Origin of the sequence: Allobosea sp. NPDC003192, assembly GCF_050275675.1 — a bacterium.
Lineage (GTDB): Bacteria > Pseudomonadota > Alphaproteobacteria > Rhizobiales > Beijerinckiaceae > Allobosea.
The window spans coordinates 35,206-59,110 of the sequence record NZ_JBNNPK010000013.1 but is presented as its reverse complement, the minus strand read 5'-3'; the positions used below and the strand labels follow the sequence as shown (position 1 = coordinate 59,110).

Genomic DNA, 23,905 nt, shown 5'->3' with positions numbered 1-23,905 from the left:
GAGCATGACGCGGGACCGGCAGATCAATTCCGCCGCAGCAGGCGCTCGAGATAGTCGAGCTCCTCGGTCGGACGCATCGGATCGCCGAGGCGCCGGCGCAGCTCCTCGAGGATGCGACGTGCCCGCTGCGTCGCGCTCTCGTCGGCGCCTGGCACCCGCACGCGGCCATCGGCCCAGTCGCGCTGGCGCTGCGGTCGCCCGAGCGGGTCGTTGTTGTCGCGCTGCTGGGCCGAGGGCCGCCCCGCCGGACGCCCATCCGGATCGCCATAGGCGTTGTCATTGCCTTCGCCCTCACCGGGCTCGCCCTGCATCTGCTGGGCAAGATTCTGGCCGCCCTTGCGCAGGGCTTCCAGCGCCCGGCCCTGCGAGTCGACCGCCTGCCCGTCCTGGCCCTGGCCGAGCTGGCCTTCCGCCTCGCGCATCGCGTCCTCGGCCTCGCCGAGCTCACCGGGATCGGCGCCCATGCCGCGCATCCGCCGCTGCAAATCTTGCAGGCGCTCGCGCAAAGCCTGCTGCCGCTGCGACAGGCCCTGACCCTGGCCCTGCCCGCCCTCGGCGTTCTGGCCGTCCTCGCCTTCACCCTCTTCGCCGCTCTCGCCCGGCTGTTGCCCCGGCTGCTGGCCACGTTGCCCGCGCTGGCCCTGCTGCCCTTGCTGGCGCTGGCCCTGCTGGCCCGGGCGGGCCTGCTGCTGCCCGGGCCGCTGACCGCGCTGGGCGCGGTTCTGGCGCTGCTGGTCCTGCTGATAGGTCTCATCGCGCAATTGCTGCTGCTCGCGCGTCATCTTGTCGAGATCGCCGAGCGCCTGGTTCATCTCGCGCTGACGCGGATCCTGCTGGCCCGGGCGTGCCGTCTTGAGATTGTTGAGGAGATTGTTGAGCTCCTCCATCAGGCGCTGCGCTTCGGCCATGTCGCCGCGCTTGGTCAGCTCCTCGATGCGGTTGAGCATGTTCTGCAGGTCGCGCGGGGTGACGGTCCGGAAATTCTCCGGCATCTGCGCCTGGTTCTGCTCGCCGTTCTGCTGCTGGCGCTGCCATTGCTGGGCGAGCTCGCGCATGTACTGATCCATGGCGCGGCGTAAATCCTCGGTGAGCTTCTTCATCTCCTCTTCGGAGGCGCCGCGCTCCAGCGCCTGCGCCAGGTTCTCCTGCGCAGCCCGCAGCGCCCGTTCGGCGTCGGAGAGATCGCCATCCTCGAGCTGCAGCGCGAAGGCCCACATCATTTCGGCCGTGTCGCGCAACTGGTCGTCGCTGGCGGCACGGCGCAGCCGCTCGCCGATCATGCGCATGCCCAGATAGACACCGGTCTCCTTCATGAAGCGGTCGGGCTCGATCATCAGCGCATCGAGCGCGAGCTGGACCTTCCTGCGGCTATCGACGTCCATGACCAGCTTGCGCCGCTGCTCGACCAGCGCCTTGGCCAGCGGCTTGGTGAAGGTCCGTTGCGGCAGCGTGACCTCGACGGTCTCGCTGCGCCCTTCCTGCCCGGTCTCGTCCCGCGCCAGCAGGCTCATATTGACCTTGGCGCCGGCCCAGGGATGAGCCGAGAAATCGACCGTGCTCTTCATCTCGTCTTCGCCGGAGCCGGAAGACGGCACCGGCAGCACCTGCTTCGGCGCCTCGACCAGTGAGCGGCCACCCGTGAGCGGAGCGACGCGCGAAACCAGGACCTCGGCCGAAGCGATGCCGTAATCGTCCTTGGCGCGGTAGCTGATGCCGAGCCCGCCCTGAATGCCGCTGACTGCCTTCGGCGGCTCGGCGAAGGCGATCTCCGGCTTCTGGTCGATGATCGCATGCAGGCTCAGCGTCTGTGCCGGGGCGCCCGAGCCGGTGATGCGCAAGGTGCCGTCGCCGGCGACGAGATAGCGTTTCTCGGTCACCGCGACCGTGTTCATAGGCGCGGTCTTGGCCGCAACCGGCTTGGCGTCAGCGGATTTGGCCTCGCCGGGCTTGCTCTCGACCGGCACGGCGTCGAGCCGCCCGGTCGTCGCGACATCCATGCCGCTCTTGCCGGCGATGCGGACCACCACCGTCGACTTCTCGGGCACGTTGAAGTTCGGGCTGGCGAGCCTGGCGAAGTCGATCAGGATCGGCGGCATCCGCGTATAGGATGGCGGGTCGATCCAGGCGTCGATCCGGACCGCGGCTGCAGCCGCTGCCGGGCCACGCCAGTCGAAGGCAGCGGCGAGTCGCGGCAGGGCCTCATGCCCGGCGACGAAGAAGCCGGCAACAGCCGCGACGAGCGGCGCGGCGCGCAAGGCGCGCTTGTCGCGCCCCGCCATGTGCGGCTGCGGCGGCGCGACCTTCAATGCCGCGACATGGGCGCTCTGGCGCTGCAGATGCAGCGTCCACAGCGCCTGCGAGACCGGATCCTTGCCGCCGACCGCGAGCGTGTCCTCGAGCGCGGTCGCCGGGCGATGCGCCCCGTCCATCGAATGGTCGAGCCGGGACAGCGCCTCGCGGCGGCTCGGCCAGCGGCCGGTCACAGCCGGCCAGAAGCTTGCGAGCAGAAGCAGGGCGAAGATGGCCGAGCCCGCGGCCCGGCCCCACCAGGGCAGGTGCAGCCAGAGCCCGAACCAGGACACGGCAAGAAAGGCGAGGACGACACAGAGCGGCCCCCACAGCTTCGGCCACAGGCGCTCCCAGGCCAGCGACAGCCGCGATGCCGCGGTGAGGCGTTCCAGCCGCCTGCGGATCGTCGAGACCGGGTCTAGCGCCGTCCGGCGCGGTGTTTCGCTCATCCGATGCTCCGGGCCGCCCCCCGCGGCGCCTCTCTTGGCTTCATCGATCGAGCAGAGAGGCTAGCACGGGATTGTGGCGTGACCAGCGCCGAAGCGCTGGACCCACAGCTCGCTCCGGGGATTGTGAAGCGTCGTCAGGGCAGCCAGGGCGGCGCACGATCCGTGCCGATCAGCTCCTCATAGGTCTGGCGCGGGCGCGTCACGGCGAATTTGTCGCCCTTCACCAGCACTTCGGCGACAAGCGGGCGCTGGTTATAGGTCGAAGACATGCTGGCACCATAGGCGCCGGCGGTCATGAAGGCGATGAGGTCGCCCGGCTTCAGCGCGGACAATTCGCGCCCGGTGGTGAAGGTGTCGCCCGATTCGCAGATCGGCCCGACCACGTCATAGGCGATCGTCTTGGCATGATCAGCCGGCTCCGCCACTGGCCAGATCTCGTGATAGGCCTCATACATCGCGGGCCGCATCAGATCGTTCATCGCCGCATCGACGACGAGGAATTCCTTGGTCGGGCGCGGATTGAGATGGAGCACCCTCGTCAGCAGGATGCCGGCATTGCCGACGATCAGGCGGCCTGGCTCGAAGCCGAGTTCGGCATCGAGCCCCTTCGTCACCCTGGCGACCATCGCGGCATAGGCCTCGATCAGGCCGGGACCGTGGTCGAAATCCCGGGGCACTTCGTAGGGAATGCCGAGCCCGCCGCCGAGGTCGAGTCGGTCCACGCGGTGCCCTTCGGCCCGCAGCGCCTGCACGAGGTCGCGCATCTTCACATAAGCCGCCTCGAAGGCGTCGACCTCGCGGATCTGGCTGCCGATATGGACGGCGAGGCCCATGATGCGTACGCCCGCCATGTTCGCGGCGCGAGCATAGAGCCGGTGCACCTCCTCGAAGGAGACGCCGAACTTGTTGGCCGAGGAGCCTGTGGTGATCTTGGCATGGCCGCCGGCGCCGATGTCGGGATTGACCCGGAACACCGCCTCCTGGCGCTTGCCCAGGCGTTGCGCCACCTTCGACAACAGGTCGAGCTCGCCCTCGGTCTCGATATTGACCTGGTAGATGCCGGCCTCGACGGCGAAGGCAAGCTCGCTTTCAGCTTTGCCGACGCCCGAGAAGACGATCTTGCTGGCCGGGAAGCCGGCAGCGAGCGCCTTGCGGATCTCGCCTTCGGAGACGGTGTCCGCGCCGGCGCCGAGTGCGGCAAGGGTCTTCAGCACGCCGAGATTGCTGTTCGCCTTCATGGCGTAGAAGACATGCGCCGGCTTGCCCGGCGTGGTCGACGCCATCGCCGTCTCATAGAGGCGGTAATGCCGCTCGATCGTCGCCGAGGAATAGACATAGACCGGCGTTCCGACGTCTGCCGCGATCTCGCGCAGGTCGACATCCTCGGCGAAGAGCGCGCCGTCGCGATAGGCGAAATGATGCATGTCAGCTCAGAGCAGCGGGTCGAGCACGAAGGGCTTCTCTGGAATCTCGATCGGCTTGTTGCGCTTGGCCGGTTTGCCGAGCGGCGAAGCTTCCGTCGAGTTGAAGGTGTTCTCGACAGCGCCGGTCTGCTGGTCCGGCAGGTCGATCGCGTTCTTGGCGTTCGGCGGCGGCTCGAGTGGACCGCGGCGGCCGCAAGCCGCAAGCGCGAGACCGAGCAGGCCGACCACCAGCACGGTGCGGCCGAGTTTCAGGCGGGATTGCGGCACGAACGATGATCCTCAGGCGAAGCTTCGGGACGAGTGTAGCGAATGGCGCGTAAGCTTGCGAGCCTTTGCGCCGGGATCATGGCTGCGGCTTCGCGTCCTTCGCGAGCTGCTTCAGCCAGCGCCTGGCCTGCCGCTTCACATTGGCGGGGGCGGTGCCGCCATAGCTGGTACGGCTCTTCACCGAGCGTTCGACGCCGAGCACGGCGAAGATCTCGTCGCTGATCTGCGGCTCGACCTCCTGCATCTCGGCGAGCGAGAGCTTCTCGAGCCCGACCCCCTTGGCTGAGGCGATGCCGACGAGTCGGCCGGTGACGTGGTGCGCGTCGCGGAACGGCATCTTCAGCACGCGCACCAGCCAGTCGGCGAGGTCGGTCGCGGTGGCGTAGCCGAGCCCGGCCGCCTTCTTCATCGTTTTCAAGTCGGGCTGCATGTCGCGAACCATGCCGGCGCTGGCGGCAAGGCAGAGCGACAGGGTCTGCACCGCGTCGAAGGTGCCTTCCTTGTCCTCCTGCATGTCCTTCGAATAGGTCAGCGGCAGGCCCTTCATCATCGTCAGCAGGCCCTGCAACGCCCCGAAGACGCGGCCCGCCTTGCCGCGCACCAGCTCGGCTGCGTCGGGATTGCGCTTCTGCGGCATGATCGAGGAGCCGGTCGAGAACTTGTCGGAGAGCTTGACGAAGCCGAATTGCGGCGTCGCCCACAGCACGATCTCCTCGGCCAGGCGCGACAGGTGCATGGCGCAGATCGAGGCAGCCGACAGCGTCTCCAGGACGAAATCGCGATCTGAGACCGAATCGAGCGAGTTCGCGGTGGGGCGGGCGAAGCCGAGCGCCTTGGCGGTCATGTGCCGGTCGATCGGGAAGGAGGTGCCGGCGAGCGCAGCCGCGCCGAGCGGGCATTCGTTCATCCGCTCGCGGGCATCACGCAGCCGGCTGCGATCACGCGCCAGCATCTCGACATAGGCGAGCAGGTGATGGCCGAAGGTGACCGGCTGGGCCGATTGCAGATGGGTGAAGCCGGGCATCACCGCCCCGGCATAGGTCTCGGCCTTCTCGGCCAGCGCAAGCTGGAGGTCGGCGACCTGCTCGTCGAGCTGGTCGAGCGCGTCGCGCACCCACAGGCGCATATCGGTCGCGACCTGGTCGTTGCGCGAGCGGGCGGTGTGCAGGCGCCCGGCGGCGAGGCCGATGCGCTCCTTGAGATTGCTCTCGACATTCATGTGGATGTCTTCGAGCGCGCGCGAGAACGTGAAGCGCCCGGCCTCGATCTCGGCCTCGATGCCCTTGAGTCCGGTCGAGATGACGTCCACGTCGTCCTTCGTCAGGATGCCGGTCTCAGCGAGCATGGCGGCGTGCGCCAGCGAGCCGCGAATATCCTGGCGCCACAGGCGCTGGTCGAAATCGATGGAGGCGTTGATCTCCTCCATGATGGCGTCGGGACCTGTGGCGAAACGCCCACCCCACATGCGGTTGCTCACGGCGGTTTTTCCTGCTCTTCAAGGACGCGCGATGACGTCTCGGTCGAAAATAGTGATGGCCTGCGGGGCTCTGGCGCTGCTGGTGTTTGGCGGCGCTGGCGCCTTCTACTCTGTCCGGGGTGGAGCCGGCAATTCCGTCTGCAGCGCTGCCACAACGAAGGTGGAGGCACTGCGCCCCCTCGCGAAGGGTGAAGTCGCCGCCGTCGAGGTCGCCAAGCAGCCGACGCTCCTGCCCGATCTCGCCTTCAACGGGCCGGACGGCAAGCCGATGAGCCTCTCGGCCTTCCGCGGCAAGACCGTTCTGGTCAATCTCTGGGCGACCTGGTGCCTGCCTTGCCTCACCGAGATGCCGGCGCTCGACGCGCTCCAGGGCGCGCTCGGCGGCCCCGATTTCGAGGTGGTGGCGATCAATATCGACACGCGCCATCCCGACAAGCCGAAGAAATGGCTCGCCGACAAGAACATCAGCCGCCTCGCCTACTACGCCGACCCGCAGGCCAAGGTCTTCCAGGACATCCGCGCCGTGAAGAAGGTCGAGGGCATGCCGATCAGCCTGCTGGTCGACCCGGCCGGCTGCGAGCTCGCGCTGTTGCAAGGGCCGGCCGAATGGGCCGGCGCCGACGCCAAGGCGCTGATCACCGCCGCGATCGGCCGGCGCTGAGCTTCAGTAGGCTACGACCGTCCATTCGATGGCGCCCTTCTTGAAGTAATCACCGACATCGTAGGTCAGGATACCCTTTCCGCTGCCGGCGCCCTGACTGCCGCTGCCCCTGAACTTCCCTTCCGAATTCCGCCGCATGCCGGTCAGCGTGATCAGGGCCTGGAAATACTCCTCCTCGCCGGCCTTGTGCGACGCGCGCGGCATTTTCGATCCGATCAGCATCGTTGCGGGCGATTCGGACTTCCACTCCCAGTACAGGTACTCCTTGCTGTCGCTGGTGAACCTGATCTTGCCGGCGTCCGTGCTGTCCTTCTCCGCGTGCCGCCAACGTCCGAAAGCCGATATTCCGGGCTTCTCACTCCGGTCGGTCAGCTCCAGTATCGCCCAGGCGCTGTCTTGTTCGATCATGATCTTATGTGCCCGCAGCATGACGGACTCTCCTGGGAGAGTTCGGAAAGGTGACGGCCATCGCCATGGCGAGCGTCCGCCCCGGCACAGCCACACATCATCGGATCGCCCCAGGGATTGCCGCTGGGGACCAGACATCCCGGGGAGCGGCGTCCATCCGCGCCGGCTCAGGTCGCTTCGAGCACCATGTTGAGCGGCGTCTCTGCGGCGCGGCGCACCTGATTGAACCCGCCGGAGCGGATCACCTCGGCGATCCGCTTCTCGCCCGCCTGGGCGCCCAGCGCGAGGCCGGTCTCCTGCGCCAGCGATGTCGGAACGCAGATCATCGTCGACGCGGAGTAGTAGATGCGTCCGACGGGGTTGATGTTGTCGTCGAGTGCATCGCCCGCCATCGGCTCGACCACCATCCATGTGCCGCCGGCTTTCAGCGCCTTGCGGATATGCGACGCGGCGCCTTGCGGATCGCCCATGTCGTGAAGGCAGTCGAAGCAGGTGATCAGGTCGAGGTCGCGGCCGCTGAAGTCCTGCGCCCGGCCGACCTCGAATGTCAGATTGGTCAGCCCGTGCGATCGGGCATGGGCGGTGGCGGCCGCGATCGACGCGGGGTGGAAATCGTATCCGGTGAAGCGTGATTTCGGGAACGCCTGCGCCATCAGGATAGTCGAGAGCCCGTGGCCGCAGCCGACATCGGCGACTGTCGCGCCTGCCCTCAGCCTGTCGACGACGCCGTCGAGCGCGGGCAGCCAATCCTGCACGAGGGCGTTGACGTAACCTGGACGGAACAGCCGCGCCACCGCGCAGAACATGCAGCCCGCCTGCTCGCCCCAGGCGACGCCGCGTCCGGTCTTGAACGCCGCCTGCACCTTCGGCTGGTTCTCGACCATCGCCGCCGCCGTGTCGAACGCACCGATCAGGTGGACCGGGCTATCGGGCTCCGCGAAGATGAAGGACTGCTCCGGCGTCAGCGAGAATGTCCCGCCTTCGTGGCGCACATAGCCGGAGGCCGCTTGCGCCGACAGCCACTCGCGCACATAGCGGGGGGCGCATCCGGCTGCGCTGGCAAGCTCGTCGGCGGTCGCCGGGCCGATCTCCTTCAGCGTCCTGTAGAGACCGAGCGCGTCACCGATCCGGACCAGGGGCACGCTGACCGCTCCGCCGATGTCGCCGAGCACGCGGCCGACGAGTTCGTTGAGGGTGGCTTCGTTGAGCTGGGTCATGGCGTCCTCCTCCCCTTTGGCCGGATCTGGCAGGCTTGGAGGATGAGACCCATCTTGGTCGCCGCGCATGAGGCCGCAGTCCCGCGCGCGCGGCAAAATGCGACCAATCGAAAGGACAGATGTCCCGCGCTCGGCTGTCCCGCGCTCGGCGTCAATCGGTCGAGGGCTGCTCGCCGCCGAGTGCCAGGACGATCGCCTGGGATCGGCTATGCACGCCGAGCTTGCCGAAGATCACCGACAACTGGTTGCGCACCGTCTTGGCACTCTTGCCGAGCCTCTGCGCGATCGCCCGGTTGTCGAGCCCCTCTGCGATGAGCTTCATGATAGCCGTTTCGGCCGCCGTCAGGCCGGCTTGGACGATGGCGCGCGGCTGTGCAGACTGGTCCCAGCCGAGGAAGGCGGCAAACTCGGCATGAAACACCGCCCAGGCCGGCTCGTCCGGCAGCAGCACATGGTTCTTGCTCTCGAGCGGTACGAAGCGCGCGCCTGGGATCGCGGCCGCGAGCTTGCAGCCCTCGCTGAACGGCACGCGCATGTCGCCGCGGCTGTGGAGTATCAGGGTCGGGACGCCGATCTTCCTGGAAAGTTCGGCCACATCGATCCCCTGCATATTGCTGAGCAGTTGAGCCGCGACGTCCGCGCTCGCGGTGACGCGCTCAAGATCGCCCCACCAGCGATGCTGTTCGGGCGTTCCGTCGGGGATGAAGAGATTGGTAAAGAACTGACAGAATGCCGGATTGTCGCGCCCCCACCCGATGCGGATGAAGTTCACCAGCGTCTCGGCCTCCAGTCGTTCGGCCTCCGTCTGCGCGCGAACCCTTCCGCCTTGGCCATACGCGTTGAGCAGAACCAGATGCGATACGCGTTCGGGATGACGAAGTGCATAGGCGACCGCGAGCGCGCCGCCCTGCGAGAGACCGAGAAGCACGAAGCGCGGTTCGTCGATCGACTCCGCCACGGCATCCAGGTCCGCGTTCCACGCCTCGATCGAAAGATCGGCGACATATCGCTCGGACAGGCCGCTGCCGCGCGGATCGTATCTCACGAAACGGCTTCGAGCTGAAAGCGCCTGAAGCCAGGGGCGCCAGACCGGGCTTTCGAGATCGTAATCGACATGGCTGAGCCAATGCGCCGCGCGCAGGATCACAGGTCCTTCCCCACACGACGCGACCGCAATGCGCGTGCCGTCGGCAGAGGTGCAGAACCTTATGCTCTGGCTGAGCTTCATAGCCGGACGATATCGCAGTCGGATGGCCGGCGACAGGACGGTCTGGCGGCCCGTTCAGCCGGTACGCTGCAATACGAGAACCCGGATCGCGGCTTTTCGGTCCACGGACAGGCCTGTTCCCGCGACGTCCTCGACATCGGTCGTGCTGACGCAATTGTCTTGCAGAACAGCGCAAGGGTACCTGGCTCGACAGTTCACCGCCACGGCCGCCGAACGGCCTCTCGACACCACGGAGCGACACCATGACGTTTTCAACCCGCCCTGCCGGCTCTCGAACAGCTAGCTTTCTACTTCGCTTGCTGGCCGGCGCCCTGCTGGCCATCGGGCTCGTGGCGACCGCACCGGCACAGGAGCGCACCGCGATTTCCGGCACGACGGTCTCGCTGACGCCGCTCAAGGGCTTCACGCCGTCGGCCAAGTTCGCCGGCCTGGAGAATGCCGAAGCGAAGGCGTCCGTCCTCGTCGTCGAGATGCCGCCCGAGGCGCACCCGCAATTGTCGGCGCTGTTCAACAACATCGAGACGGCGAAGACCAACTTCGCCAAGCAGAACATCACCATCGACGATGCCGAGGACATCGAGACCGCTGCCGGCAAGGGCCGCATCCTGACCGGCCAGCAGGCGCTCGGCGCTGCGACTTTCGACAAATGGATCGTGCTGCTCAAGGGCGCCAAGACCGTGATGATCACGGTGCAGGCGCCCGACGATTCCGATCTCGATGGCGACGATGTCGTCACCATGCTGAAGACCGTGTCGCTCGGGGCCGAGCCGACGATCGACCAGAAGCTTTCGGCCCTGCCCTTTCGCGTCCGCGCCAGCGAGCCTTTCCGCGTCGTCGACACCTTCGGCGGCCTCGGCGTGCTGATGACCTCCGGTCCGCTGAACGTCGACCCCAAGGGCGCCCAGCCGATGCTGATCGTCAGCTACCAGACCGGCGGCCAAGTCGCCGCCGGCCAGCTCGCCGCAGTCGGTGAAAAGCTGTTGCAGACGACACGCGGCTTCGAGAAGGCCGAGATCACCAAGCGCGAGACGGTCGCCTTCGCCGGCGACACGAACGGCGCCATGCTGTCGGGCAAGACCACGGAGGGTTCGGTCGCCAAGCGCTTCAGCCAGTATATCGGCCTGGGGTCGGATGGGCGCTTCGTGCGCATGATCGTCAGTGCCGACGAGGCGACCTTCCCAAGCCTCGAGCCGGCGATCAAGGCGATCGCCGACAGCGTCGCCTTCGCCAAGTGATCGGCGCCTGACGCCGCGGTCGGCGTCACCGATCTGCAACATTTGCCATGGCCGGCCGGCTGCTCCATACGCTGCCGGCCATGAGCTACACCATCGGCCTTGCCACCACCTTCCACGACCCCGCCATCGCGATCGTCGATCCGAACGGCGAGGTTCTCTTCGCCGAGGCGGCCGAGCGCTACCTGCAATACAAGCGCGCTCCGAACTGCGAGCCGGACACGGCAGCGCGGATGGAAAGCCTGGTCAAGCGCTACATCCCCAAGGGCGCCGAAATCCGGCTCGCCACCAGCTGGGGCGCGGAGTTCACCGGCTTCCTCGACCAGATGAGCCGCGGCGGTGCCTTCAGTCTCGACTCACTGCTGAAGCTCTCGCCCGCCTTCAACCGCTCGCTCGTGCCCGAGCGCAGCGAGCGCGCCTTGATCGCCAACCTGCACCACCAGCAGCAGCGTGCCGGCCTCGGCACCCTGCTCGGCCTCGACCGCGCCTTCGGCGAAGCCAGGATCACCGGGATGAAGCGCTATGGCCATCATCTCAGCCATGCGGCTTACGCTTCCTGGTCCTCGCCCTTCCGCGATGCCGCCTGCCTCGTCGTCGACGGCATGGGCGAGACCGGCGCCTCCGCCATCTTCGCGTTGAAGGACGGCCGCCTTACCGAGCTGAAGCGCCATCGCGGCCGCGAATCGATCGGCTTCTATTTCGGCTTCGTCACCGACCTCGCCGGCTTCGACCAGGCCAAGGGCGAGGAATGGAAGATCATGGGGCTCGCGCCCTATGGCAAACGCGATCCCGAACTTCTCGCGCTGCTGCGCAAGCTCTATCGCGTCGAAGGCGTCAAGCTCACCTTCGCCGATGCCGCGACGGTGCAGAGCGTCGCCGACGAGATCCTCGCCCGCCGCCCGGCCGACGCGCTCGACAAGGGCTGGGCTGATCTCTCGCGCTGCGGCCAGGATGTCTTCGCCGAGATGATGGAGGCGCTGCTCGCCGAGACGGCGGCGCTCTGCCCCTCGGAGAACCTCGTGCTTGCCGGCGGCTGCGCGCTGAACTCCTCCTTCAACGGCAAGATCGTCGGCCGCCATGGCTTCAAGCAGGTGCACGTCCCGTCTGCCCCGGCCGATGACGGCAACGCCATCGGCGCCGCCTGGCTCTCCCATGCCGAAGCGAATCCTGACTGGCAGGCGCCCAAGGGGCCGATGAGTCCCTATCTCGGCTCGTCACTGTCGACCGAGCCGTTCGAGCGCATGGCCGCTTGGGAGCCGCGCCTGAAGAAGCTCTCGCCCGACGAGATCATCACCGCGACGGCCAGGCTTTTGGCCGAAGGCAAGCTGATCGGCTGGGCGCAGGGGCGCGCCGAGTTCGGGCCCCGCGCGCTCGGCAACCGTTCGATCCTGGCTGATCCGCGCCCGGCCGACGCCAAGGACATCCTCAACGCCAAGGTCAAGTATCGCGAGGCCTTCCGGCCCTTCGCCCCATCGATCCTGGCCGAGCACGGCCCCGATTGGTTCGAGAACTACCAGGACGCGCCCTATATGGAGCGCACCCTGACCTGGAAGGAAGCCGTGCGCGATCAGGTGCCGGCCGTCGTCCACGAGGACGCCACCGGACGGCTGCAAAGCGTCACCGCCGAGCGCAACCCGCGCTATCACGCGCTGATCTCGGCCTTCCATGAGCTCACCGGCGTGCCGGTGATCCTCAACACCTCCTTCAACATCATGGGCAAGCCGATCCTGCACAGCAGCGAGGACGCAATCCTGATGTTCTATACGAGCGGGCTCGACGCGCTGGTGGTCGAGGACTGGCTGCTGGTGAAGTGACCTCGGGTTGGCCAGCGTGCGGGCGGCGTGATAGCCGTGCGTGATGACTGGGACGCACCCGCAGCTCTGGATCGTCGCCGGCCCGAACGGGGTCGGCAAGACCACCTATGCCTTCCGTTACATCCGCGCCGTCTCGGGCAGCGCCAGCTTCGTCAATCTCGACGAGATCGCCCGCGGCCTCTCGCCGCTCGACCCGTCCGGCGAGCAAAGGCGCTCGGCGCGCGTCGCGCTTGACCTGACGCGCTCCCTGATCACGGAACGCAGGTCGTTCTCGCTTGAGACGACGCTGTCGGGCCGCACGCATCTGATGACCATCGCCGCGGCGCGGCGTGCCGGTTTCCTGGTGAACCTGCTGTTCTTCCTCGTGGCTTCGCCGGAGGTGTCGCTCGCTCGCATTGCGCGCCGCGTCAGCGAGGGTGGCCATGATGTCGCGGAAACGGATGTGCGCCGCCGCTTTGCACGCGCCATCGCCAATCTGCCGAGCTATATCGAGCAGGTCGACCATTGGCGCGTCTTCGACAACGCCACATTGAAGCCACGCGTCGTTGCCGAAGGGCAACGTGGATGCGTCGCCCTCGCCGAACCGACCGAAACACTACCGAAAGAGCTTTGGGCAACGCTGGCTACGCTGCCGCTTTGCCCGGAAAGTTCAGCCTGAGCAGGCTCAGCTCGCCTGCTTGACGGCGATGCCCTTCTCTTCGAGCAGCGCCTGCAGTTCGCCAGCCTGGAACATCTCGCGGGTGATGTCGCAACCGCCGACAAACTCGCCCTTGACGTAGAGCTGCGGGATGGTCGGCCAGTTCGAATAGGCCTTGATGCCCTCGCGGATCTCCTGGTCCTCCAGCACGTTGACGCCCTTGAACGGCACGCCGACGTAAGAAAGGATCTGCACGACCTGGCCGGAGAAGCCGCACATCGGGAATTGCGGCGTGCCCTTCATGAAGAGCACCACGTCGCTGGACTTCACTTCGGCGTCGATACGGGCGTTCACATCGCTCATGGCTTTATCTCCAAATGCGGGTTCAAGGCCCGCCGGATGAACTCGTTCTAATCTTGGGGAACCGTTGTCGTCAGCGCAAGGGCGTGCAGCACGCCGCCCATGTTTCCTTGCAGCGCGGCATAGACCATCTGGTGCTGCTGGACCCTGCTCTTGCCCGCGAAGGCAGCCGAAGTCACCGTCGCCGCATAATGATCGCCATCGCCGGCGAGATCCTTGATCTCGACGACCGCGTCGGGGAACGCCGCCTTGATCATGCGCTCGATCTCGCTCGCTTCCATCGCCATAGCGGTTCTCCTCAGGCGGCCTTGCCGGCCATGTAGTCCGGCAGCCAGCTCTCATGGGTCTTGCGCAGTGCAGCGATCGAGACAGCAGCCTCGCCCGGCAGGGCAAGCTCGCTGCCGCCGGTCTTGCCGATGATCTCAGCCGGCACGCCGGCGGCCTTCGCCTCTGCAATGACCGCCTCGGCAGCGTCGGCCGGCAACGAGAGCAGGTAACGGCCCTGATCCTCGCCGAACAGCACGGCATGGACCGGACCGGCGGGCAGAGCCGTGATGCTGGCGCCGATGCCCTTCGCCATCGCCATCTCGGCGAGCGCAACCGCAAGGCCGCCATCCGACAGGTCGTGGCAGGCGGTAAGGCGGCCCGCAGTGATCAGCGCTCGCACGAACTCGCCATTGCGGCGCTCGATCGCAAGATCGACAGGCGGCGGCGCGCCCTCCTCGCGGCCGCAGACCGTCGCGAGATAGGCGCTCTGGCCGAGCCAGCCCTTGGTCTCGCCGATCAGGACGATCGCCTCGCCTTCGGCCTTGAAGCCGACAGTCGCATGCCTGGTGACATCGGCGAGCACGCCGACGCCGCCGATCGTCGGGGTCGGCAGGATCGAGACACCGTTGGTCTCGTTGTAGAGCGAGACGTTGCCGGAGACGACCGGGAAGTCGAGTGCCCTGCAGGCCTCGCCGATGCCGCGGATGCAGCCGACGAGTTGGCCCATCACCTCGGGCCGCTCCGGATTGCCGAAATTGAGGTTGTCGGTGATGGCGAGCGGAGTTGCACCGACGGCTGTCAGATTGCGCCAGGCCTCGGCCACCGCCTGCTTGCCGCCCTCGAACGGATCGGCCTCGCAATAGCGCGGCGTCACGTCGGCGGTCATGGCGAGGCCCTTCGGCCCGTCCTCGATCCGGACGATGCCGGCGTCGCCGCCCGGCGTCACCGCCGAATTGCCGAGGATCAGAGTGTCGTATTGCTCGTAGATCCAGCGCTTCGACGACAGGTCGGGCGAGCCGACCAGCGCGAGCAGCGCCTCGGCGTTCGACAACGGCGGCGTCACGCTCGCAGCCTCCACTACCGGCCGCTTCGGCGTCTCGACCCAGGGCCGGTCATATTCGGGAGCCTCGTCGCCGAGTTCCTTGATCGGCAGGTCGGCCATCGTCTCGCCGTCGTGCTTGACGACGAAGCGCAGCGTGTCGGTGGTCTTGCCGACCACGGCGAAGTCGAGCCCCCATTTGCGGAAGATAGCTTCGGCCGGCTCCTCATGGCCCGGCTTGATCACCATGAGCATGCGCTCCTGGCTCTCCGAGAGCATCATCTCATAAGCGCTCATCTGCGCTTCGCGGCACGGCACCGCGTTGAGATCGAGTTCGACGCCGAGGTCGCCCTTGGCGCCCATCTCGACTGCCGAGCAGGTCAGGCCGGCCGCGCCCATGTCCTGGATCGCGTCGACATGGCCGGCGGCCATGATCTCGAGGCAGGCTTCGAGCAGCAGCTTCTCGGCGAAGGGGTCGCCGACCTGCACGGTCGGGCGCTTCTCCTCGGCGCCCTCGTCGAAGGCGGCCGAGGCCATGGTCGCGCCGTGGATGCCGTCGCGACCGGTCTTGGAGCCGAGATAGACGATCGCCTTACCGACGCCCGACGCCTTGGCGTAGAAGATCTCGTCGGAGCGCGCGAGACCTACCGCCATGGCGTTGACAAGGTTGTTGCCGTCATAGCGGCGGTGGAAGCCGGTGGCGCCGCCGACATTGGGCACGCCGAAGGAATTGCCGTAGCCGCCGATGCCGGCGACGACGCCGGAGACCAGATGCCGGGTCTTGGGATGGCTCGGATCACCGAAGCGCAGCGCGTCGAGCACCGCAATCGGCCGAGCGCCCATGGTGAAGACGTCACGCAGGATGCCGCCGACGCCGGTGGTCGCGCCCTGATAGGGCTCGATGAAGGACGGGTGGTTGTGGCTCTCCATCTTGAAGACCACGGCGAGACCGTCGCCGATGTCGATCACGCCGGCATTCTCGCCCGGACCCTGGATCACCCAGGGCGCCTTGGTCGGCAGCGTCTTCAGATGGATCTTCGACGACTTGTAGGAGCAATGCTCGTTCCACATCGCCGAGACGATGCCGAGCTCGGTGATCGAAGGCTCGCGCCCGATCAGGTGCAGGAAGCGCTGATATTCGTCCGGCTTGAGGCCGTGCTCGGCGACCAGCTGCGGGGTGATCTTGATGTCGTTGGGAATCACGCGGCCTGTTCCTGACGGAGGGGGCGAGCCAGAGGCTCGATCTCAAGCGGGGGCAATAGCCTGAAAACGGCCACCGATACAATCGCGGCGGGCGCACGCAGATTGAGCAGCAGCCACATGATGTGTATAATGAGCGCGATCTTTACACATCGAGACCGCCATGCGCACCAATATCGAACTCGATGATGCCTTGCTCGCGGAGGCGATGGAAGCAACGGGCCTGCCGACCAAGCGCGCGACCGTGGAGGAGGCCTTGCGCAAGCTGGTGCAGCAGCACCGCCAGCGTCAGGCGCTGAAGGAACTCGACGGGCTCGGCTGGGATGGCGATCTCGACGCCATGCGGCGCGACATCGACGATCCGGCCAAAACCTGGTGATCGTCGTCGACAGCTCCACCTGGATCGGGCTGCTTCGCGGCGATCGCTCACCACCGGTCGACAGGCTGCGCGAGTTGGAGGAAACGCAGAACATTCTCGTCGGCGACATCGTTCTGCTGGAGATCCTGCGAGGCGTCCGAAGCGATCAGCAAGCTCTCGCCATCGAGACAAGGCTGCGCCGGTTTGCGGTCGCCCGCATGCTCTCTCCCGCCCTCGCGCGCAAGGGAGCCGCACACTACCGCGACCTGCGGGCCCGTGGCATCACCATCCGCAAGACGCCCGACCTGATCATCGCGACCTACTGCATCGCCAACCGCCATCGCCTCCTGCACCAGGACCGCGACTTCGATCCCTTTGTCGAGCATTGCGGTTTGCTGATCGCGTGAATGGCAGCCAACACAGGCTACTCCACCCCGATCTCCGCCATGGCCGCCCGCAGCTTGGCAGGGATCGGCACCGGCGTCTGCGGGCCGCGCTCGACATAGACATGGGTGAAAAGGCCCTGCGCCGCCGTCAGCTCCCCGCCCTGCCGGAAGATGCCGATGCGGTAGGTCACCGAGGAACGCCCGAGCTTCTCGACCGCGAGCGCACCCTCGACGATCTCCGGGAAGGCGACGCTCTCGAAATAGTCGCAGCGCGTACCGACGACGAGGCCGACGACCTTGCTCTCCTTCGCGTCGAGAAAACCCTGCTCGATCAGCCAGGCGTTCACCACCGTGTCGAACCAGTTGTAATAGATGACGTTGTTGACGTGGCCGAAGACGTCATTGTCGGCCCAGCGCGTCGGGATGGTGCGGAACAGGCGGAAATCGGCCCGCCCGAGCCTGACCGGCTTCTCGCTCATGGCTTCTCCCCGCCCGCTCTGTCGCCGGTGCCGATCTCGGGAACGCCGAGCGCATCTGCCAGCCGCGCTTTGGCCGAGCCAGGCCGCAGCGGTTTCTGCTGGCTCTCATGCGGCGCCCAGCCGGAGAGCCAGACGATCTCGAAGGTTGCGCGGAGGCGCCCATCCGGATCGGCGAAGCGCTCGGCATAGAGCTCGGCCGCCCGCAGCAGCACGCTGCGACGCAGCGGCTTGCGGCTGCGCTCGGTCAGCGCATTGGCCCAGCCCATGGCGCGTAGATCGCGCAACAGGCCGAACATATCGCCATAGCGGACGGTGACGCTCTCGCCGTCGATCACGGGGAGCGCAAAACCCGCCCGCTGCAGCAAGCCGCCGAGATCGCGCAGATCGGCGAAAGGCGCGACGCGCGGGCTCGCCCCACCGGTCAGCTCGACCTCGGCCGCCAGCAGCGACTGGCGCAATTCGGTCAGGCTCTGGCCGCCGAGCAGGCAGGCGATGAAGAGCCCGTCCGGCCTGAGCGCCCGCTTGATCTGGATGAGGGTGCCGGGCAGGTCGTTGACCGCATGCAGCGCCAGCAGAGAGGCCGCGAGGTCGAGCGATTCCGCGGCCAAGGGCAAGGCTTCGAGATCGCCGACAACAGCGGCGCTGCTGTCCCGGACCTCCGCCATGCGCAGAAGATTCCCCGCTCTCGCCTGCAGCACCGGCCCGGCTGACGGCAACGGCGTGCCGAGATCGGCGGCCCGCTCGAAGCGGCGCAGCACGGCGGAGAGCCGTTCGTCGAGATCGGCGACGCAGCGCGCCAGCAGGAAATCGGGATAGCCGGCCGCAAGCGTAGCCGAAAGGCGGCGGCGGTAGAGCGCGCGGTTGAAGACGACGGAGCTCACCGCGGCCCCCGCCTCACTCCATCCCCTCCAGCTCGGCGATCAGCCCCTCGATCATCTTGAGCCCGATCTGCCAGAAGGCGGGATCGCGCGCATCGAGGCCGAACGGCTTCAGCAGCTCGGAATGGTGCTTGGTGCCGCCGGCCGAAAGCAGCGCGAAATAGCGCTCCTGAAAGCCCGAGGCGGAGTTCTGGTAGACGCCGTAGAGCGAATTCACCAGGCAGTCGCCGAAGGCATAGGCGTAGACATAGAAGGGCGAGTGGATGAAGTGCGGGATATAGGCCCAGAAGGTCTCGTAGCCCGGCCCGAGCCGGATCGCCGGCCCCAGGCCCTCCGACTGCACGCTGAGCCAGAGATCGCAGAGGTTCTCCGCCGTCAGCTCGCCCTGCCGGCGGGCTTCGTGGACCTTGCGCTCGAAGGAGTAGAAGGCGATCTGGCGCACGACCGTGTTGATCATGTCCTCGACCTTGGCCGCCAGCATCGCCTTGCGCTGCTTCTGGTCGCGCGTCTCGTCGAGCAGCTTGCGGAAGGTCAGCATCTCCCCGAACACGCTCGCCGTCTCGGCCAGCGTCAGCGGCGTCGGTGCCATCAGCGCCCCGTTCGGTCCAGCCAGCACCTGGTGCACGCCATGGCCGAGCTCATGCGCCAACGTCATCACGTCGCGTGGCTTGCCCTGATAGTTGAGCAGGACGTAAGGGTGCGCCGACGGCACGGTCGGATGCGCGAAGGCGCCTGGCGCCTTGCCCGGGCGGGCGGGCGCATCGATCCAGCGCTCGTCGAAGAAGCGCTGCGCGATACCCGCCATCTGCGGTGAGAAATCGCCATAGGCCGACAGCACCGTATCGCGTGCTTCGGTCCACGGAATGCTGCGCTGCTCGACCTTGGGCAGCGGCGCGTTCCGGTCCCAGTAGTCGAGCGCCTCCTGCCCGAACCAGCGCGCCTTCAGCTTGTAGTAGCGATGCGACAGGCGCGGATAGGCTTCGCGCACGGCCGCGACCAGCGCATCGACGACCTCGCGCTCGACCCGGTTCGCGAGATGGCGCGAGTCGGCGACGTCAGCGAACTTGCGCCAGCGGTCGGAGATCTCCTTGTCCTTGGCCAGCGTGTTGGTGATCAGGCCGAAGGTGCGCAAGTGCTGGCGGAAGACGGTGCCGAGCACCTCCGCCGCCTCCTTGCGCACGGCACCGTCGGCATCCTGCAAGCGGTTCAGCGTCAGTTCGAGGGTGAGGTCGTTGCCGCCGACATTGAAGCGCAGCGAGGCGATCGTCTCGTCGAAGAGCCGGTTCCAGGCGCCGTGGCCGGTGACCGATTTCTCGTGGAAGAGTTCCTCGATCCGGTCCTCGAGCTGGTGCGGCTTGTCCTTGGCGAGGTCCTCCAGCCAGGGCTTCCAGTGGCTGAGCGGCGCCTGCGCCGCCGCCTTGGCCAGCAGCGCCTCGTCGATCCGGTTGAGTTCGAGCCCGAAGAACAGCAGCTCGGTCGAGATCGCGGTGACCTTGTCCTGCGTGTCGCCATAGAACTTGGCGCGCTGCGGATCGGTGGTGTCGCCGGAATAGACCAGGCCGGCATAGGACATGATCTTGCCGACCAGGTCCTCCAGCCCCTCATAGGCCTTGACCGCCTCGGCGAGCGCGGCGCTGGCATCTTCGCGCGCGGCCAGCGCCGCGAGCTTGCCGCGATAGAGTTCGGCGAAACGCCGCGACTCGGTTGCGGCGCGCTCGACATCGGCGGCGAAGGCCGGCGAATCCATCGCCGGATAAAGGTGCGTCAGATCCCATTCCGGCAGGGCGCCTAGCGCCTCGGCCACGCCTCCGGCATGGGCGGCGCGTGCGATTCCGGGACGGTCGAAGGAGCGGGTCATGAGCAGTCTGCCTCGGCCTGTCGGGGTCGGTTGTGGCCCTCTCATATGCGCGGCCCGCCGCTTCCGATCAACGGCAGTGCGGCAACAACGGCCCGATTTCCTGCGCGAGGCACCGGCTTAAGCGGCGCTTAACCGTTCTCCTCGACGATGACCCGAAACGGAACAGCCGATTCCAGCTAACCGCCTGGCCTGCCGAGGTTTCATGTCCGCAACCATCCTCGTCGTCGACGACGATCCCGTCCAGCGCCGGCTGCTCGATGCGATGCTGAAGCGCTTCGGCTACGAGGTTGCGCTGGCAGAGGGGGGCGAGCAGGCTCTGGCGGTCCTCGTCGACGAATCGCGCCGCATTGATTGCCTGATCCTCGACCTCGTCATGCCCGGCCTCGACGGCATGGGCGTGCTTGCCGCGCTGCGCGAGCGTGGCAGCGAGGTGCCTGTCATCGTGCAGACCGCCAACGGCTCGATCGAGACCGTCGTGGCGGCGATGCGCGCCGGCGCCGTCGATTTCGTGGTCAAGCCGGCCGGCGCCGAGCGCCTGCAGGTCTCGCTCAAGAACGCTCTCAAGCTCGGCGCGCTCGAGCACGAGATCCGCTACATGAAGCGGCGCGCCTCCGGCCAGCTCGGCTTCCGCGATCTCGCCAGCAAGAGCCAGGACATGGGCCGCGTCGTCCAGCTCGCCGAGCGCGCCGCCCGCTCCAACATCCCGATCCTGATCGAGGGCGAGTCCGGCGTCGGCAAGGAGGTGCTGGCCCGCGCCATCCAGGGCTCCAGCGACCGCCGCGGTAAGCCTTTCGTCACCGTCAATTGCGGCGCGATCCCGCACAACCTGGTCGAATCCATCCTGTTCGGCCACGAGAAGGGCGCCTTCACCGGCGCGACCGAACGCCATATCGGCAAGTTCGTCGAGGCCAATGGCGGCACGCTCTTCCTCGACGAGGTCGGCGAATTGCCGCTCGATGCGCAGGTCAAGCTGTTACGCGCCATCCAGGAGAGCGAGGTCGATCCGGTCGGCGGCAAGAAGTCGGTGCGTGTCGACATCCGCATCATCTCGGCGACCAACAAGAGCCTGCTGGAGCAGGTCAAGCGCGGCGAGTTCCGCGAGGACCTCTACTACCGCCTCAACGTCTTTCCGATCACCTTGCCGCCGCTGCGCCGGCGCCGCGAGGATGTCGCCGATCTCGCCCGCGGCTTTCTCGCCCGTTTCGCCGCCGAAGAAGGCCGCAAGCTGCGCGGCATCAGCGCCGAGGCGCTCTCTTTGCTCGCCGACTATGACTGGCCGGGCAATGTCCGTCAGCTCGAGAATGCGATGTTCCGCGCTGTGGTGCTGTCCGATGGCGACGAGCTCACCATCGCCGAATTCCCTCAGATCGCGGCGCAGATGGACGGCTTCGACGTGCGCATCCCGCCGGCGCCGGCCTCGATCGCCAGTGAGCCGCGCGGCGAAGCGCCGCCGCGCGTCATCCAGGTGCCGGTGCGCGATCCCAATGCGCTCGACCTCGTCGCCGGTTCCGACATGCGCACGCTCGACGAGCTGGAGCGCGAGATCATCAAGTTCGCGCTGGCCCACTACCGCGGCCACATGTCCGAGATCTCGCGCAAGCTCGGCATTGGCCGCTCGACGCTCTACCGCAAGCTCAAGGATTACGGGCTGATCGAAGGTGAGGACGCCGCCGACGGCGCCGACGCCGCCTGATCAGCCCGAATCGAAACGCGTTCTGCAGCCCACAGTGAGCGGGTGCGGAGGGCGAATATCGGCCGCTGTTGCAGGGCGGCATCTTGTCGAAGCAGGCCGAGTCACGCAGTTATCGGCGTGGATTGGCCAGGGACTGGGGAAGTTTATCGATGCGCCTTCGCCGCCTGGCGGAAACCGTCTCAGCCACCACGCTCGGCCTCTCGCTGCTCCTCGCGTCCGCGACCGCCCAGGAGGCAACGGGCGACATCGGTGTGCCGCTGCCCGAGCAGCCGGCCCTGGTCATCCTCAACAGCGAGACCGGCCTGCAGAAGCTCGACATCCCTGCCCCGGCCGAGGTGGCGCTCGATCTGCGTCCGGTTACCGACCTGCATTCGGCCGAAGCGGCCGAGGCCAAGGAGATCGTCACCGGCGCGCTGTCGACCAAGTCGGACCACAGCCCGGCCGAATTCGAGCTCGACCTGCCCGAGCCGGAGACGCCGCCGGTCGATCCGGCCCTGACGAAGCCGGCCGAGCCCTCGCCGCAACGGCAATTGGCCAAGCCCGCCCAGATCGATCTGCCGCCGCTTCCCGAGGTCGCGGTCACCATGCCGGCCGGGCTCGAACTATCCGGCCGGATCGCGGCACAGGCCGAGATTGCGGCGGCTCTGCCACGCCTCTCCGCCCGTGAACGCGCCGACATCGTCGCCGCCTACGCCGCCAACGAGAACCGGCCCTTCTGGATCGATGGCAAGGATTTCGACGCCGCCGGCAAGCAGATCGTCGCCCGGCTCGGCCGCGCCGGCGAGGACGGCCTGCGCGCCGGTGACTATCTGCTGCCGGTCTTCGAGGGCAGCGACAAGGACAGCCTCGCCGCGGCCGATATCCGGCTCTCGGCCCTGGCCGTGCTCTATGCCCGCGACGCCCGGGGCGGCCGCATCGATCCGCGCCGTCTCTCCAAGCTGATCACGCCCAAGCTCGAACTGCCCTCGGCGACCGAGGTGCTGTCCGAGCTAACTGGCGCAGCCGACGCCGGCGCGGTACTCGCCGCCTACAATCCCCGTCATGCCGGCTACCAGCATCTCAAGGCCAAACTCGCGGAACTGCGCGCCGACAAGCCGGAGACGCCGGTCGCTCGCATCCCGGCCGGCCCTGCCCTCAAGGTCGGCATGCGCGATGTCCGCGTGCCGCTCGTCCGCGCCCGGCTCGGCCTCGGCGCCAGCGAGGAGCCGGTCTATGATCGCTCGACCGCGCTGGCACTGGCCGATTTCCAGAAGCAGGCAGGCCTGCGCGCCGACGGCGTGCTCAGCGACCAGACGGTCGCCGCGCTCGCCATGCCGCGCTCGACCCGGCTGGAGAGCGACATCATCGCCCAGATGGAGCGTTGGCGCTGGCTGCCGAGCGATCTCGGCGAGAACCGCATCGTCGTGAACATCCCCGAATACCGGATGCGCGTGATGCACGGCGACAAGCTCGCCTATGAGTCGCGCGTGATCGTCGGCAAGCCGGAATCGGCGACGCCGGTGTTCTCGCACCGGATGGAGCACGTCGTCGTCAACCCGTCCTGGTACGTGCCGCCCTCGATCCTCAAGAAGGAATTCCTGCCCGGGCTCGCCAACGATCCGAACTACGCTGCAAGGCGCGGCTATGTCGTGACACGGGCCAAGAACGGCAGCATCTCGGTGCGCCAGCCGCCGGGCGAGCGCAACGCGCTCGGCTGGATCAAGTTCATGTTTCCGAACGACCATGCCGTCTACCTGCACGACACCCCGAATCGCGGCCTGTTCGGCGCCGGCAAGCGCGCTTTCAGCCATGGCTGCGTGCGCGTCGAGAACCCGTTCGCACTCGCCGACCAGGTGCTCGGTCCGGAATGGACGAGCGAGCGCCTGAAGCGGCTGATCGGCTCCGGCGAGCGTACCATCAAGCTGCCGCAGCCCCTGCCGATCCATCTGGTCTATGAGACCATCGTCGTAAACGAAGCCGGCACCGTCACGACTTTCGACGATATCTATGGTTTCCACAGGCTGGTCCGGAACGCGCTAGAGCAACGTTCCTGACTGGTTCGGCTGCGAAAAAGTCCCATTCGGCACGGTTTCGCCACGATCTGCCGGTAGCGAGCAATCTTGCTTGCCGGATTCCGGCGGGGGAGTTGTCTCGCCGGTAACCTCCCGTTAAGCCTTCTCGGCAACTGTTCCTTCACGTTTATCGCTCCGGCTCGCCCGGCGCTTCGAGACGGGTCTGGCAGAGTGAGCAGGTCGAAAGCCGAGATCGCAGCACGGCTCCCGCATTCTTTGCGGAGCAGCAAACG

General features: G+C 67.1%; 21 protein-coding genes. 8 read left to right on the top strand and 13 right to left on the bottom strand.

Annotated features, from left to right (window positions below):
- Positions 1 to 23: 23 nt before the first annotated feature.
- From ACQKLX_RS18065 to argH, 4 genes are all read right to left on the bottom strand, one after another.
- The gene (locus ACQKLX_RS18065) at positions 24 to 2,738 is read right to left on the bottom strand and encodes a TIGR02302 family protein (protein ID WP_427362936.1); all 2,715 of its coding nucleotides are present in this window, start codon (positions 2,736 to 2,738) and stop codon (positions 24 to 26) included.
- Between the two features lie 134 nt (positions 2,739 to 2,872).
- Complete coding sequence (lysA, locus tag ACQKLX_RS18060) at positions 2,873 to 4,162, bottom strand: diaminopimelate decarboxylase (protein ID WP_427362935.1); 1,290 nt, start codon at positions 4,160 to 4,162, stop codon at positions 2,873 to 2,875.
- 6 nt (positions 4,163 to 4,168) lie between these two features.
- A complete protein-coding gene (lptM, locus tag ACQKLX_RS18055) occupies positions 4,169 to 4,429 on the bottom strand; it encodes an LPS translocon maturation chaperone LptM (RefSeq protein WP_427362934.1) in 261 nt (86 codons plus the stop codon).
- 76 nt (positions 4,430 to 4,505) lie between these two features.
- Positions 4,506 to 5,906: an argininosuccinate lyase gene (gene argH, locus ACQKLX_RS18050; RefSeq protein WP_427362933.1), complete on the bottom strand. Its 1,401-nt coding sequence runs from the start codon at positions 5,904 to 5,906 to the stop codon at positions 4,506 to 4,508.
- Between the two features lie 31 nt (positions 5,907 to 5,937).
- On the opposite strand from argH, the gene tlpA reads away from it, so the two are divergent.
- Positions 5,938 to 6,567 (top strand): thiol:disulfide interchange protein TlpA, encoded by a 630-nt coding sequence (tlpA, locus tag ACQKLX_RS18045; protein WP_427362932.1) that lies wholly within the window; start codon positions 5,938 to 5,940, stop codon positions 6,565 to 6,567.
- A 3-nt stretch (positions 6,568 to 6,570) separates the two neighbouring features.
- Here the strand turns inward: tlpA and ACQKLX_RS18040 are convergent, their stop codons facing one another.
- The 3 genes from ACQKLX_RS18040 to ACQKLX_RS18030 form a co-directional block, all read right to left on the bottom strand.
- The gene (locus ACQKLX_RS18040) at positions 6,571 to 6,996 is read right to left on the bottom strand and encodes a hypothetical protein (RefSeq protein ID WP_427362931.1); all 426 of its coding nucleotides are present in this window, start codon (positions 6,994 to 6,996) and stop codon (positions 6,571 to 6,573) included.
- A gap of 146 nt (positions 6,997 to 7,142) precedes the next feature.
- A complete protein-coding gene (locus ACQKLX_RS18035) occupies positions 7,143 to 8,192 on the bottom strand; it encodes a class I SAM-dependent methyltransferase (RefSeq protein WP_427362930.1) in 1,050 nt (349 codons plus the stop codon).
- Positions 8,193 to 8,343: 151 nt separating this feature from the next.
- The gene (locus tag ACQKLX_RS18030; RefSeq protein ID WP_427362929.1) at positions 8,344 to 9,420 is read right to left on the bottom strand and encodes an alpha/beta fold hydrolase; all 1,077 of its coding nucleotides are present in this window, start codon (positions 9,418 to 9,420) and stop codon (positions 8,344 to 8,346) included.
- A 242-nt stretch (positions 9,421 to 9,662) separates the two neighbouring features.
- On the opposite strand from ACQKLX_RS18030, the gene ACQKLX_RS18025 reads away from it, so the two are divergent.
- From ACQKLX_RS18025 to ACQKLX_RS18015, 3 genes are all read left to right on the top strand, one after another.
- On the top strand, positions 9,663 to 10,655 hold the full coding sequence (locus tag ACQKLX_RS18025) for a hypothetical protein (RefSeq protein ID WP_427362928.1): 993 nt from the start codon (positions 9,663 to 9,665) through the stop codon (positions 10,653 to 10,655).
- An 80-nt stretch (positions 10,656 to 10,735) separates the two neighbouring features.
- Complete coding sequence (locus tag ACQKLX_RS18020; RefSeq protein WP_427363045.1) at positions 10,736 to 12,466, top strand: carbamoyltransferase family protein; 1,731 nt, start codon at positions 10,736 to 10,738, stop codon at positions 12,464 to 12,466.
- Between the two features lie 43 nt (positions 12,467 to 12,509).
- Positions 12,510 to 13,124 (top strand): AAA family ATPase, encoded by a 615-nt coding sequence (locus ACQKLX_RS18015; protein WP_427362927.1) that lies wholly within the window; start codon positions 12,510 to 12,512, stop codon positions 13,122 to 13,124.
- A 6-nt stretch (positions 13,125 to 13,130) separates the two neighbouring features.
- On the opposite strand, the gene grxD is transcribed toward ACQKLX_RS18015, so the two are convergent.
- Genes grxD through purL form a run of 3 tightly spaced genes read right to left on the bottom strand, consistent with a single transcriptional unit; the run spans position 13,131 to position 15,972 of the window.
- Positions 13,131 to 13,466 carry a Grx4 family monothiol glutaredoxin gene (gene grxD, locus ACQKLX_RS18010; RefSeq protein WP_091836387.1) on the bottom strand — a complete coding sequence of 112 codons (336 nt, stop codon included), beginning with the start codon at positions 13,464 to 13,466 and terminating at the stop codon, positions 13,131 to 13,133.
- Between the two features lie 47 nt (positions 13,467 to 13,513).
- Positions 13,514 to 13,750 carry a BolA/IbaG family iron-sulfur metabolism protein gene (locus ACQKLX_RS18005; RefSeq protein ID WP_427362926.1) on the bottom strand — a complete coding sequence of 79 codons (237 nt, stop codon included), beginning with the start codon at positions 13,748 to 13,750 and terminating at the stop codon, positions 13,514 to 13,516.
- Positions 13,751 to 13,761: 11 nt separating this feature from the next.
- Complete coding sequence (gene purL, locus ACQKLX_RS18000; RefSeq protein ID WP_427362925.1) at positions 13,762 to 15,972, bottom strand: phosphoribosylformylglycinamidine synthase subunit PurL; 2,211 nt, start codon at positions 15,970 to 15,972, stop codon at positions 13,762 to 13,764.
- Positions 15,973 to 16,132: 160 nt separating this feature from the next.
- On the opposite strand from purL, the gene ACQKLX_RS17995 reads away from it, so the two are divergent.
- Entirely contained in the window at positions 16,133 to 16,348 is a 216-nt protein-coding gene (locus ACQKLX_RS17995; protein ID WP_427362924.1) for a type II toxin-antitoxin system VapB family antitoxin, read from the top strand.
- Positions 16,345 to 16,734, top strand: coding sequence for a type II toxin-antitoxin system VapC family toxin (gene vapC, locus ACQKLX_RS17990; RefSeq protein ID WP_427362923.1), 390 nt, complete (start codon positions 16,345 to 16,347; stop codon positions 16,732 to 16,734). Before ACQKLX_RS17995 ends, vapC begins: the two co-directional genes overlap by 4 nt.
- A 17-nt stretch (positions 16,735 to 16,751) precedes the next feature.
- Here vapC and ACQKLX_RS17985 read toward each other — a convergent pair whose 3' ends face one another.
- From ACQKLX_RS17985 to ACQKLX_RS17975, 3 genes are read right to left on the bottom strand one after another with little or no spacing between them, the layout of a single operon-like run.
- A complete protein-coding gene (locus tag ACQKLX_RS17985; RefSeq protein ID WP_427362922.1) occupies positions 16,752 to 17,192 on the bottom strand; it encodes an acyl-CoA thioesterase in 441 nt (146 codons plus the stop codon).
- Positions 17,189 to 18,073 (bottom strand): methyltransferase domain-containing protein, encoded by an 885-nt coding sequence (locus ACQKLX_RS17980; RefSeq protein ID WP_427362921.1) that lies wholly within the window; start codon positions 18,071 to 18,073, stop codon positions 17,189 to 17,191. Before ACQKLX_RS17980 ends, ACQKLX_RS17985 begins: the two co-directional genes overlap by 4 nt.
- A 13-nt stretch (positions 18,074 to 18,086) precedes the next feature.
- A complete protein-coding gene (locus ACQKLX_RS17975) occupies positions 18,087 to 19,928 on the bottom strand; it encodes a M3 family oligoendopeptidase (RefSeq protein ID WP_427362920.1) in 1,842 nt (613 codons plus the stop codon).
- Positions 19,929 to 20,130: 202 nt separating this feature from the next.
- Between ACQKLX_RS17975 and ACQKLX_RS17970 the strand changes: the two genes are divergently transcribed.
- Positions 20,131 to 21,621: a sigma-54-dependent transcriptional regulator gene (locus ACQKLX_RS17970; protein WP_427362919.1), complete on the top strand. Its 1,491-nt coding sequence runs from the start codon at positions 20,131 to 20,133 to the stop codon at positions 21,619 to 21,621.
- Positions 21,622 to 21,770: 149 nt separating this feature from the next.
- Positions 21,771 to 23,654, top strand: coding sequence for a L,D-transpeptidase family protein (locus ACQKLX_RS17965; RefSeq protein WP_427362918.1), 1,884 nt, complete (start codon positions 21,771 to 21,773; stop codon positions 23,652 to 23,654).
- The last annotated feature ends 251 nt before the right edge of the window (positions 23,655 to 23,905 follow it).